The following is a 12,564-nucleotide window of genomic DNA, read 5'->3' on the forward strand; positions in this document are numbered from 1 at the left end:
AAGCACGCACGTATGCAACACGATTTGCCGCAGGAAGTTCAGGACGCCATTCAGTTTTCCGTCGATCACGAATCGGCATGGGACCGTAACGCCGATGGCAACTTCGGCGTGCACGTGAACGACCCGCCGCCGTGGAACCGCCTGCTTGGCCCCATTCACGATCGCGGCCCGGTGTCCGGCGCCGTCGCCGTGAACGGGCGCCCGCTCGCGCAATGGGGCGCGCCCGATCGGCCCGATCTGACCTTCAGCATCGCGAAGACGTATCTCGCGCTGCTCGCGGGCGTGGCGCACGACCGCGGTTTGCTGCCCGATCCCGACGAGCCCGTCCACATACGCGTGCCCGGCATCGGCTTCGACGACGACCACAATGCGCAGGTCACGTGGACGCACCTGCTGCAACAGACGAGCGAATGGCAAGGCAATTGCTTCGGCCTTTCCGATCAGGCCGATCACTATCGCGCCGTCACGTTCGGCGAGCCGCCCGACGGGAAAAAAGGCGACTTGCGCCCGTTACGCGCGCCCGGCACATATTGGGAATACAACGACGTGCGCATCAATCAGCTTTCGCTCGCGCTCCTGCGTCTGTTCGGTCGTTCGTTACCCGAAGTATTTCGCGAGACGATCATGCGGCCCGTCGGCGCGAGCGAGAACTGGCAATGGGTCGGTTACGACGACGCATGGATCGACCAGGGCGGCAGACGCGTGCAGTCGGTGCCGGGCGGCTCGCATTGGGGCGGCGGCATGTCGGTGAGCGCAAACGACCAGTTGAAGGTCGCGCAAATGCTGCTCGACGATGGCGTCGCCTCGGGCCGCCGCGTGCTCTCGAGCGAATGGATCGCGCGCATGCGCACGCCCTGCCCGCTCGCGCCGTTCTACGGCTCGCTGGTCTGGCTCAACACGGCCCGCCGCATGTTCCCGAGTGTGACCGCGTCGAGCTGGTTTGGCGTCGGCGCGGGCAGCTCGTTCATGTGGATCGAGCCCGAGCGCAAGATCGCGCTGATCGTGCGCTGGCTCGATTCACAATTCGCCGATGCGTTCTTCGGCAAGATGCTGCACGCTGTGGATGCCGTGCGCGCGCGCCAGGGCACGGGCACGCTGGCGACCTAGCGCATCGCCATTTCCAGCACCCGCGCCACGTGCAGCGCCGTGGCGTTTGCGCCGTCGTGGATCTGGTGGCGGCAACTCGTGCCATCCGCCACGACGAGATCGGCGCGATCCGCCTTGCGCACGGCGGGCAACAGCGCCAGCTCGGCCATCGCCATCGACGCTTCGTAGTGCTCCGCTTCGTAGCCGAAGCTGCCCGCCATCCCGCAGCATGACGATTCGATCGGCTTCACCTCCAGGCCCGGAATCCAGCCCAGCACTGTGAGCACAGGCCGGAAGGCATCGAATGCTTTCTGGTGGCAGTGGCCGTGCACCCACGCGCGCGGCGCATCGAGTTCGTGCAACGGCAGATCGAAGCGGCCCGCGCCCTTCTCGCGCACGAGGAATTCCTCGAACAGGAACGCCGCGGCCGACAAGTCGCGCGCTTCGTCGCCGTAGCCGTATTGCAGGAATTCGTCGCGCATCGAGAGCAGACAAGAAGGTTCGAGCCCGACGATCGACACGCCGCGCGCCACGAACGGCATGAGCGTATCGAGCAGGCGCCGCACCTCGCGCTTCGCCTCGTCCACCAGTCCCGCTGCGAGGAACGTGCGGCCGCAGCAGAGCGGGCGTTCTTCGCCGCGCACATTGAAGTGCACGAAATAGCCGGCCGCTTCGAGCACGCGTTGCGCGGCGCGGGCGTTTTCGGGCTCGAAGTTGTCGGTGAAGGTGTCAACGAAGAGCACCACTTCCTTCGTTGCCGCGGCTGCGTCGGGCTTTGCGGCCGCAACCTCCGCAAGGAACGAAGGCCGCAACTGCGGCAGCGAGCGTTGCGGCGCGAAGCCGAGCATGCGCTTTGCCCACGCGGAGACCACGGGGATACGCTCGGCTGCCGCCGCAAGGCCGCCGGCTTGCGCCGCGCGTCGCGCATAGCGCGGCAAATAGGCAATCATCTTCTCGCGCAGCTTCAGACCGTGCTTCGTATTCCATGCAGCGCGCGCCTCGATTTTCAGCTTCGCCATGTCCACGCCGGTCGGACAGTCGCGCTTGCAGCCCTTGCACGATACGCACAGGTCGAGCGTGTCCTTGACGTCGTCGCTTGCGAGTCCGTCGTCGCCCAACTGGCCAGAGATCGCGAGCCGAAGCGTGTTCGCGCGGCCACGCGTCACGTGCTTCTCGTCTTTCGTCACGCGGTAGCTCGGGCACATCGTGCCCGCGTCGAACTTGCGGCAGTGGCCGTTGTTGTTGCACATCTCCACGGCCTTCGCGAGGCCGCCGGTCAGGTCGTCGCCGCTGCCGGGCGGCGTTTCTACACCCGTTAGCGGATCGCGGCCCACGTCCCACGCCGACCAGTCGAGCATCGGGCGCATCTGGCGCTCGCGATATCCCGGCGCGAAGCGGAACAGCGTCGCGTCGTCCATCTTCGGCGGCCGCACTATCTTGTCGGGATTGAGGCGGTTCTCGGGATCGAACAGCTGCTTGATTTCCGAGAAAGCCGCGTTGATCTTCGGTCCGTACTGCCAGGCAATCCATTCGCCGCGGCACAGACCGTCGCCATGCTCGCCCGAAAACGCGCCCTTGTACTCGCGCACCAGTTCCGCAGCCTGCTCCCCTATCGCGCGCATTTTTTTCGCGCCGTCGCGGCGCATGTCGAGTATCGGCCGCACGTGCAGCGTGCCGACGCTCGCGTGCGCATACCACGTGCCTTCGGTGCCATGCTGATGGAAGATGTCGGTCAGGCGGCTCGTATACTCCGCGAGATGTTCGAGCGGCACGGCGCAGTCCTCGATGAACGAGACGGGCTTGCCGTCGCCCTTCATGCTCATCATGATGTTCAAGCCCGCTTTGCGCACTTCCCACAGCGCCTTTTGCTCGTTCGCATCGGTCATCTTCACGACCGAGTCCGGCAGGCCGTGATCGCCCATCAGCTCGACCAGTTCTTCGAGGCGGCGCACCTGGGCGTCGCGCTCGTCGCCCGCGAATTCGACCAGCAGGATCGCATCGGGCCTGCCCACGAGCGCCTTCTCGATCACCGGCTTGAACCCCGGATTGCCGAGCGCAAGCTCGATCATCGTGCGATCGACCAGCTCGACCGCCGTCGGCTTGAGCTTGACGATGTGCTGCGCCGAGTCCATCGCCTGCCGGAAGGTGGGAAAGCTCACTACGCCCACCGTTTTATGCGCTGGCAGCGGCGCGAGCTTCAGCGTGATCTGCCGGCTGAACGCGAGCGTGCCTTCGGAGCCCACGAGCAGGTGCGCGAGATTCGCCACGCCGTCGTCGGTATAGGCGAGCGGGTTCTGGCAATCGAACAGGTCGATGTTGTAGCCGGCCACGCGGCGCAGCACCTTCGGCATGCGTTCGGCGATCTCGCCGCGCTCGCGCGTGGCGATGCGCTGCACGCCTTCGAGCAGCGCCGCCAGCCGCGCGCCTTCGTGCGGCTTGTTCAGCGACTGGAAGCGCGCTTCGGTGCCATCCGCGAGAATCGCATCGATGCCGAGCACGTTGTGCACCATGTTGCCGTATTCGATCGAACGCGAGCCGCACGAGTTGTTGCCCGCCATGCCGCCAATCGTGCACTGCGCGGCCGTCGAAACATCCACGGGAAACCACAACCCGTGCGGCTTGAGCCACGCATTCAGATGATCGAGCACGACGCCCGGTTCGACCGTCACCGTGCGCGCATCGGCGTCGAAATCGACGATGTTGTTGAGCCACTTCGACGTGTCGATCACGAGCGCTTCGCCCACCGTCTGCCCGCACTGGCTCGTCCCAGCGCCGCGCGCCAGCACCGGAGCATGCGCGAGGCGCGCCACTTCGAGCGCGGCGCGCAAATCGTCCTGATCGCGCGGCACGACCACGCCGATGGGCACGATCTGATAGATCGAGGCGTCGGCTGCGTAACGGCCGCGGCTCGCGGCGTCGAATAACACGTCGCCGCGCAGTGCTTCACGCAGACGCCGCGCGAGCGGCGAGCCGTGGCCCGCGCTCGAGGGAACGAGATGAACCGGCTTGACCAGCATGCCCGATGTGCGTGCGCCTTCCATCGCCGTTCACACTCCTTGATGTGAACCCGCCGGTTCGTCAGCCTTCTTGCCCAGCTCGAAGCGGCTGTCGGGCTGCATGCGGAACGCGAGAATCACGCCGCACCCCATCAGTATCATGCTGCCCACGAACGGCAGGTCCCAGTTGCCGAAGCGGTCGATCAGAAAACCGCCGACCACGGGCGAGATGATCGCGGCCAGCGCCGAGCCCGTGTTCATCATGCCGCTCGCCGTGCCCGAGAACTCCGGGGCGATATCCATGGGAATCGCCCACATCGGCCCGATCGTCATTTCGGCGAAGAAGAAACCCGCCGCGAGGCACGCCATGGAAATGACAGGGTCGTGCACGAACATCAGCGGCACGAGAACGATCAGTGTGATCAGCATGCACACGGAAACCATCCAGCTGCGCGCGCGCTTGAGATTACCCGTGCGCTGAAAGAGCCAGTCGGTCACGAGGCCGCCGAGCGTGTCGCCCACCACGCCCGCGAGGAACACCACCGAGGCGAAGATCGCCGACTTGCCCAACTGCAGGTGATAGTTGTGCAGGAAGTATTGCGGGATCCAGCTAAGGAAAAGCCACAGCGTCCAGCCGTAGCAGAAGTAGACGATCGTCACCGGAATCATGCGCTTGAAGAGCGCCATCCATGGCAGGCCCGTCGCGCGCGGCTTGGGCGGCGGCAGGATCGCGAGTTCGGCCTCGGTGATGCGCGGGTGATCCTTCGGATGTTCGGTGAAGGTGAATGCCCACACCACCACCCACAGCAGGCTGAGCGCGCCGCACACGAAGAACGATTCGCGCCAGCCGTAGCGCGCCATCACCAGCACGACCACCGCGGGCGCCACCGCGTTGCCGATGCGCGAGGCGGAGTGTGTGATGCCCTGCGCGAAGCCGCGCCGTTCTTTCGCGACCCAGCGCGACATGGCCGATGTCGAGGCGGGAAACGTCGCGCCCTCGCCGAAGCCGAGCAACAGGCGCGCGGCGAGCAGCGTGACGAGGCCGCCCGCCATGCCCGTGAGAATCGTCGCCACGCCCCACAGCGCGCCGCAGAAAAGCAGCGTGCGGCGCGCGCCGAAGCGGTCGCTCACCCAGCCGCCGATGATCTGAAACAGCAAATACGGATACGCAAACGCCGAGAAAACCAGTCCCACTTCGGTATGCGAGAGCTGGAATTCCTTGCCGAAGCCCGCCGCCGCCGTGCTCACGTTCACACGGTCGAGGTAGGTGATGAAGTACATGATGCAGAGCATGATCAGCACGATGCTGCTCGCGCTCGTCAATCGATACCGTTTCATCGTCAGTCTCCACTGCTGGTTCTATCGGCCGCATCGCCCTTCTCGAAGTGGCGCCCGGCATGGGAACGACCTTGCATCACCCGGAATCGGCCTCGCAGGCCGCGCCCCTGCGCGGCATGTGAAAAAACGCTTGTTTCAGGCGGCTTTCAGCGACACCAGGTTGGGTTGCGCCGCGAGATATTCCATCGCGGCGGGCAAGCCGCTGTCCTTCAAGGGCACGCCTGCGATGCGCAGACCCATCTCGCAGCCCGCCAATGCCGCCAGCAGCGTGAGGTCGTTGCAGTCGCCAAGATGCCCGATGCGGAACATGCGCCCCTTGACCTTGCCGAGTCCCGTGCCGAGCGACAGATCGAAGCGCTCGTAGATGATCTTGCGCACGGCATCCGCATCCACGCCTTCGGGCGTCATCACGCCCGTGAGCACGGGACTGTAGACGGCGGGATCGGCGCACTGGATCTCGAGGCCCCACGCGCGCACGGCGCGCCGGCACGCCTCGCCTAGCCGCTGATGCCGCGCGAACACGTTGTCGAGCCCTTCGTCCTGCAGCATGTCGAGCGCTTCGGAAAGGCCGTAGAGCAGGTTCGTGTTGGGCGTGTACGGCCAGTACCCGCTCTTGTTCATCTCGATGATCTCAGCCCAGCCCCAGAAGCTGCGCGGCAGCTTCGCATGCTCGCTCGCCGCCAGCGCCTTCGCCGACACGGCGTTGAAGCTGATGCCCGGCGGCAGCATGAGACCCTTCTGCGAGCCGGAGACGGTCACGTCCACGCCCCATTCGTCGTGGCGATAGTCGGCGCTGGCGAGACCGGAAATCGTGTCCACGAGCAGCAGCGCCGGGTGGCCGGCGGCGTCGATCGCGCGGCGCACCGCAGCGATGTCCGAGGTCACGCCGGTCGAGGTCTCGTTATGCACCACGCAAACCGCCTTGATGGCGTGCTGCGCGTCCTCTCGCAGACGCTTTTCGATCATGTCGGCCTGCACGCCGCGCCGCCAGCCCTCGATGCCGGGCAGGCCGAGAAATTCCGGCTTCAGGCCCAGGCGTTCGGCCATTTGCTTCCACAACGTCGCGAAATGGCCCGTCTCAAACATCAGCACCGTGTCGCCGGGGCTCAGCGTGTTGGTGAGCGCGGCTTCCCACGCGCCGGTGCCGGAGGCCGGGTAGATCACCACCGGCTGCTGCGTCTTGAAGATTTTCTTGATGCCGTCCAGCACCTTGAGCCCGAGCACGCCGAACTCGGGGCCGCGATGGTCGATGGTCGGATAGCTCATCGCGCGCAGGATGCGATCGGGCACCGGGCTCGGCCCGGGAATCTGCAGGAAGTGGCGACCAGCGGGATGGAAATCGAGCTTCAACATGCAATCGCTCCTGTTTTGAATTTTGCATTCAAAAAACTATAATCCAGCCAGCTCCTCCGCAAAGAGAGAATTCCAACATGGTTTACCCCAGTATCAGCTAGCTCCTTTGGGGTCCTTTCCTTGGGCTAGAATTCGCTGGAAACCGATGGAAATGCCTTTTGCATGCAAAATCCAAACCTGAACCCCACTGCGATCAGCCCGGAGCTGCCGCCTGTTCCGCGCCAGCAACTCCATGACACCGTCGTCGACCATCTACGGCGCTTCATCGTGGAAGGCATGCTCGAGGCCGGGCGCAAGCTCAACGAACGCGAGCTGTGCGAAACGCTGGGGATTTCGCGCACGCCGCTTCGCGAGGCGCTGAAGGTGCTCGCCTCCGAAGGGCTGATCGAGATTTCGCCGAATCGCGGCGCCTCGGTCTCGAAGATGTCGGAGGCGGAACTGCGCGAGACCTTCGAACTCATGAGCGGGCTCGAAGCGTTTTCAGGCGAGCTGGCGTGCGAGCGGATCACCGCGGCTGAGATCGCCGAGATCAAGGCGCTGCACTACGCCATGCTCGCCTGCCGCGCGCAGAACGATCTGGCCGGCTACTACGGCCGCAATCAGGCGATTCACGACAAGATCAACGAAGCGGCGCGCAACTCGGCGCTGCGGCAAACGTATATCGCGGTGAATCGCCGTTTGCAGGCGCTGCGGTTTCGCTCGAACTTCGAAACCCCCAAGTGGGATCGCGCGATCCACGAGCATGGCGAAATGCTGGAGGCGCTCGATGCGCGCGACGGAAAGCGGCTCGCCGCGATACTGCGGCAGCATTTGCTCGCCAAACGCGATGCGGTGCTGAGGATTGGGGATACGCCGCCGGTGCAGGACGCCGGCAACTGATTCGTTGCGCGCGCCACGCCTTTCGACTACTTCGCCGTCGACTCCAAAAAACTCTGCGCAAGCTGCTTCCTCAGGTGATCGGCCGCGGGCGAGAGCCTGCGGCCCACGCGCGTGACCATCTGGCTCGAAAAGCCCGCCGCGATCGGATGATCGATCGGCACGGCCACCAGTTCGCCCAGATCGATGCCCCGGCGCGCCGTAATCGACGACATGAACGCCACGCCCAGCCCGGCGGCCGCGAGCGTCTGCGCCGTGTTGAACAGATCGACGCGATAAGCCGGCATCACGTTCAAACGCGCGTCGTCGAACAGCGACTGCACGAAGTGCTGCACACCGAACGACTCGGTCATGAAGATCAGGCGCTCGCTGGCGAGTTCGGCGGGCGCCACCTTCTGCAGCTTCGCAAAGCGGTGCGAGGGCGCGACGAGCGCGCAGAGCGGCCGCGAGGCGAAGGGATGAATGCGCATGGCAGGGTCGTCGGACGTGCGCGTGCACAGGCCGATATCGACGACGTCGTCGCGCACGAGCGAGAGTACGACCGGCGTCGGCCCCGAGCGGATCTCCACGAGGATGTCCGGGTACGTCATCGAAAAACGCTGCAACGCCCGCGCTATCAGATTGCCGATGAAACCCTCGCCCACGCCCAGCGCCACGCGACCGCGCCTTAGGTGCCGGTACTCTTCGAGGCGCGCGGCCAGATCGCGCTGGCGGCGCTGCCCGTCGCGATAGTGGTCCACGAGCACCTGACCGATCTCGGTCACGGCCACGCTGCGCCCGCGCCGCTCGATCAACGGAAAGCGCAGTCGCCGCTCCAGCGCCGCCACCTGCCGGCTGATGACCGAGGCGTTGATGCCCAATGCCTCGGCGGCCATGCGCACGCCGCCTGCGGCCGCGATTTCGGCCAGATAGCGCAACGGCCGCTCGCCGATATCGTCGATCACGCCTCGCGCCACCTCTTCCCGATCTGCCTTTCCCCGCACTGCATCGCTCCTTCCGCGCGCGTCGTCTTGCTGCGGCGCGACAATCGACTGTTGACTTCAAGTCAACATTTTCGATGCTTTTCCGTCATGGGTCGAGTTTTTCGTCGATGCAATACTCGGCCTTTGGCTTTTGCCCAAAACCCATTCCAATAAGGGGAGTCCCCGTGAGCGAGCACCACTACTGCGAAGTCGCCGACCTGGCCGAAGCCCGATCGGAACTCGACGAAATCCGTCATCACCTCCACAAGCACCCCGAGCTGTCGTACGAGGAGGCCGACACGTCGCGCTTCGTCGCCGACAAGCTCGAGTCCTGGGGCTACGACGTCACGCGCCGCGTGGGCGGCCACGGCGTCGTGGCGGCGCTCAAGGCGGGCACGAGCACGCGCACCGTAGGGGTGCGCGCCGACATGGACGCCCTGCCGATCCAGGAGCTGACCGGCCTCGATTACGCAAGCATCCACGCGGGCAAGATGCACGCGTGCGGCCACGACGGCCACACCACCGTGCTGCTCGGCGCGGCGCGCCAGCTCGCGAAAACGCGCAATTTCGACGGCACCGTCCACCTGATTTTCCAGCCCGCCGAAGAAGCCGGTTCGGACAGCGGCGCCCAGCGCATGATCGCCGACGGCCTGTTCGAGCGCTTCCCCTGCGAAGCCATCTTCGGGCTGCACAACCATCCGGGCGTGCCCATCGGCACCTTCGGCTTTCGCGCCGGCCCGCTCATGGCCGCGTGCGACACGGTCAAGCTACGTGTTCACGGCAAGGGCGGCCATGCGGCGCGCCCCCATCTGGCCGTCGACCCGGTGCTCGTGGGCAGCAGCATCGTGATGGCCTTGCAGTCGGTGGTGTCGCGCAACGTCGATCCAAACGAAGCCGCGGTCGTGACCGTCGGCGCGTTCCGTTCGGGCCACGCGCCCAACGTGATTCCCGAAGACGCCGTGCTCGAATTGAGCGTGCGCTCGTTCTCGCCCGAGGTGCGCGCGACGCTCGAGGCACGCATCCGCGCCCTCGTGCAAGCGCAGGCGCAAAGCTACGGCGCGACGGTGGACATCGAATTCATCCGCGGCTATCCGGTGCTCATCAACAGCGAAGCCGAAACCGAATTCGCACGTCAGGTCGCCGAGGAACTGGTCGGGCCGGAGCACGTCATCGCGCCATTCCCGCCGATCGCCGGCAGCGAGGATTTCGCGTACTACCTGCAGCAGCGGCCCGGTTGTTTCGTGCGCCTTGGCAATGGCGAAGGCCGGCCGATGCTGCACAACGCACGCTACGACTTCAACGACGAGAACCTGACCATTGGCGCCGCGTTCTGGACGCGCCTCGTCGAACGCTTCCTCAGCAAGGAGCGTGCATGAACGCCGCCACGGAACCGCTTCTGGAAACAGCCGAAGAAGCGCCGCTCTCGCCGGGCTACCAGCGCAAGATCGTTCTCGCGGCGGTGATCGGCAACCTGCTCGAATTCTTCGACTTCACGGTCTATAGCTATTTCGCGCTCACGATCGGCCATCAGTTCTTCCCGGCCGACAGCCAGGTCACGTCGCTCTTGCTCGCGTTCGCGGTGTTCGCCGTGGGCTTCGTGATGCGCCCGCTCGGCGGCATCGTGCTCGGCCGCTACGCGGACCGGGCGGGCCGCAAGCCGGCGCTCACGCTCACTATCCTGCTGATGGCGGTGGGTTCCGCGTCCATCGGTCTTGCACCCACCTATGCGCAGATCGGCCTGGCCGCCCCGCTCCTGATCGTCGTCGCCCGCCTCGTGCAGGGGTTCGCCCAAGGCGGCGAGTTCGGCGCGGCAACCGCCACCCTCCTCGAAATGGGCGGACAGGCAAGCCGCGGTTTTCGCGCGAGCTGGCAACTCGCGAGCCAGGGCGCGGCAGCGCTGCTCGGCTCGGGCCTCGCGGCGAGCCTCGGCTTTCTGCTCTCTGCGGAAACGATGCATAGCTGGGGCTGGCGCATTCCGTTCCTGCTCGGCACGCTCATCGCGCCGGTCGGCATCTATCTGCGCCGGCACATTCGCGAGGAGCCGCCGGCGCAGCGCGTAGTCGCGGACCGCGACGACCCGAAGCGCGGCGTGTATGTGCGCAACTGGTTTCTCACGATCTTCGCGATCATGGGCATGTCGGTTTCGACCTACGTGATGATGTACTACATGCCGACCTACTGCATCCAGTACCTGGGACTGCCGCCCAAAATGTCGATCCTCGCGGGCGTGGCGTCCAGCACGATCTCGCTCGTGATGTGCCCGATCTACGGCGCGTGGTCGGACCGCATGGGCCGCCGCAAGCCGCTCACGGTGATCGGGCGCGTCGCGTTGATCCTGCTGCTCTATCCGGCGTTCTGGCTCATGACGCACTTTCCGTCGCTGCCGGTCGTGCTCGCCGCGCTCGTCGTGCTCATGCTCTGCTATACGATGGGCTCTGCGCCCGCTTACGCGCTGATGCCGGAAAACTTTCCGAAACATCTGCGCGCTGGCTATATGTCGAGCGCCTACGCGATTGCGGTGTCGGTGTTCGGCGGCACGGCTCAGCTCGTGGCCGGCTGGCTCATCCATGTGACGGGCAACAAGATGGCGCCCGCGTGGTACATGATCGGCTGCGTGCTGATTTCGCTCATTGCCGTTTCAATGTTCGAGGAAACCGGCAACAAGCAGATCGACTGACCGCTCGCCTGAAAAGATGCAGCCCTAAAAAAGGGCGGGCGACGCTGGGTGCGTCGCCCGCCCTTCGCACTACACCCCGATTCTTCTTCGATAGTTAGTTTGACTACATACCCCGCCGTTATTGGCTGCCGCCAGGCTGAGTGCTCATCCCGCCATTACCATTGTCGTTGTTATACGGCATGCTCTGGGGGGTTCCCGTGGCAGGCGCAGGCGCCGCGCCAGTCCCGGTTCCCTGGCCGCCGCCGGTCGCTGTAGTGCCGGGCGCGCCATAGCCGCTATTGTTATAACGGGTGCCTGCGGTGCTGCCCGGCGGACGCGCCGTATTGATGCCCGCCGCGCCCGTCGTGCCGCCGCCCGCGCCTACGCCATTGCTACCCCCGCCGGCGCCACCGGCTCCACCGCCGGCTCCCCCGCCTGCGCCCTGCGCGAGCGCGGCTGCCGAACACGTTGCGATGATCACCCCAGCCAGCAATTGTTTGATCGATCCATTCATTTCGCTCTCCTTGAGGATTGTGGATGGAACTGCTACGTGGCGAACCGGCGGCGCACCACGCCTGGCTGTTGTTCCGCAAGCGCCATGCCGCCGCAGAGTCGAACCCGGCTGCGCGCCGTTTGCTCTGATTAGAGGTTTCACGCGCCGCGCGGCATCCGCCTTGCTACAGTTGAGATTGGTTGCAAACGGTCTCAGACGGTCTCAATCAAGGAGGAAATCGCAATGGCCAACATGCTCGACAACTGCAAGGTCGCAATCCTTGCCATGGACGGATTCGAGGAAGTCGAACTTACCGAGCCGCGCCGCGCATTAAAGGAAGCGGGGGCGCACGTGGACGTGATATCGCAGAAAAGCGGCGAAATTCAGGGCTTTCGTCACGTCGACAAGGGCAGCAAGATCAAGGTGGACCGCACTTTCGGCAGCGTGAAGGCGGATGACTACGACGCGGTCGTATTGCCCGGCGGCGTGGTGAACTCGGACGCCATCCGCCTCATCCCGGAGGCGCAGGCGTTCGTGCGTGCGGCCAACGACGCGCACAAGACGATTGCCGTGATCTGCCATGGTGGTTGGCTGCCGGTCTCGGCTGGTATCGTCAAGGGACACACCATGACGAGCTGGCCCTCGCTGCAGGACGATATCCGCAATGCGGGCGGCAAGTGGGTCGACGAGACCATGGTCCACGACGGCAACTTCATCACGAGCCGCAAGCCCGACGATATACCTGCCTTCAACGCCGAAATAATTTCCACCCTGTCGGCGGCGGCAGGCACGGCATGACAGCGC

10 protein-coding genes are annotated in these 12,564 nt (G+C 65.2%); 5 read left to right on the plus strand and 5 right to left on the minus strand.

From position 1 onward, the window contains the following. Positions 1-12: 12 nt before the first annotated feature. On the plus strand, positions 13-1,107 hold the full coding sequence (locus tag M3I53_RS18060) for a serine hydrolase (RefSeq protein WP_254317249.1): 1,095 nt from the start codon (positions 13-15) through the stop codon (positions 1,105-1,107). Here the strand turns inward: M3I53_RS18060 and M3I53_RS18065 are convergent. From M3I53_RS18065 to M3I53_RS18075, 3 genes are all read right to left on the minus strand, one after another. Next, positions 1,104-4,127 (minus strand): FAD-binding and (Fe-S)-binding domain-containing protein, encoded by a 3,024-nt coding sequence (locus tag M3I53_RS18065; RefSeq protein ID WP_254317250.1) that lies wholly within the window; start codon positions 4,125-4,127, stop codon positions 1,104-1,106. The genes M3I53_RS18060 and M3I53_RS18065 overlap by 4 nt on opposite strands. 6 nt (positions 4,128-4,133) lie before the next feature. Then, the gene (locus tag M3I53_RS18070) at positions 4,134-5,420 is read right to left on the minus strand and encodes an MFS transporter (protein ID WP_254317251.1); all 1,287 of its coding nucleotides are present in this window, start codon (positions 5,418-5,420) and stop codon (positions 4,134-4,136) included. 135 nt (positions 5,421-5,555) lie between these two features. After that, complete coding sequence (locus tag M3I53_RS18075) at positions 5,556-6,773, minus strand: alanine--glyoxylate aminotransferase family protein (RefSeq protein ID WP_254317252.1); 1,218 nt, start codon at positions 6,771-6,773, stop codon at positions 5,556-5,558. Between the two features lie 162 nt (positions 6,774-6,935). On the opposite strand from M3I53_RS18075, the gene M3I53_RS18080 reads away from it, so the two are divergent. Next, entirely contained in the window at positions 6,936-7,652 is a 717-nt protein-coding gene (locus tag M3I53_RS18080) for a GntR family transcriptional regulator (RefSeq protein WP_254317253.1), read from the plus strand. Positions 7,653-7,678: 26 nt separating this feature from the next. On the opposite strand, the gene M3I53_RS18085 is transcribed toward M3I53_RS18080, so the two are convergent. Continuing rightward, complete coding sequence (locus tag M3I53_RS18085; protein WP_254317254.1) at positions 7,679-8,632, minus strand: LysR family transcriptional regulator; 954 nt, start codon at positions 8,630-8,632, stop codon at positions 7,679-7,681. A 164-nt stretch (positions 8,633-8,796) separates the two neighbouring features. Here M3I53_RS18085 and M3I53_RS18090 point away from each other — a divergent pair, with 164 nt between their 5' ends. Beyond that, entirely contained in the window at positions 8,797-9,987 is a 1,191-nt protein-coding gene (locus M3I53_RS18090) for a M20 aminoacylase family protein (protein ID WP_254317255.1), read from the plus strand. Continuing rightward, entirely contained in the window at positions 9,984-11,288 is a 1,305-nt protein-coding gene (locus tag M3I53_RS18095) for an MFS transporter (protein ID WP_254317256.1), read from the plus strand. Before M3I53_RS18090 ends, M3I53_RS18095 begins: the two co-directional genes overlap by 4 nt. 118 nt (positions 11,289-11,406) lie before the next feature. Here M3I53_RS18095 and M3I53_RS18100 read toward each other — a convergent pair whose 3' ends face one another. Then, entirely contained in the window at positions 11,407-11,781 is a 375-nt protein-coding gene (locus M3I53_RS18100; protein WP_254317257.1) for a hypothetical protein, read from the minus strand. Between the two features lie 222 nt (positions 11,782-12,003). Here M3I53_RS18100 and M3I53_RS18105 point away from each other — a divergent pair, with 222 nt between their 5' ends. Continuing rightward, positions 12,004-12,558, plus strand: a complete 555-nt coding sequence (locus M3I53_RS18105) for a type 1 glutamine amidotransferase domain-containing protein (protein ID WP_254317258.1) — start codon at positions 12,004-12,006, stop codon at positions 12,556-12,558. Positions 12,559-12,564 lie beyond the last annotated feature (6 nt).

Origin of the sequence: Paraburkholderia sp. CNPSo 3272, from assembly GCF_024206495.1 — a bacterium.
Taxonomy (GTDB): Bacteria; Pseudomonadota; Gammaproteobacteria; order Burkholderiales; family Burkholderiaceae; genus Paraburkholderia.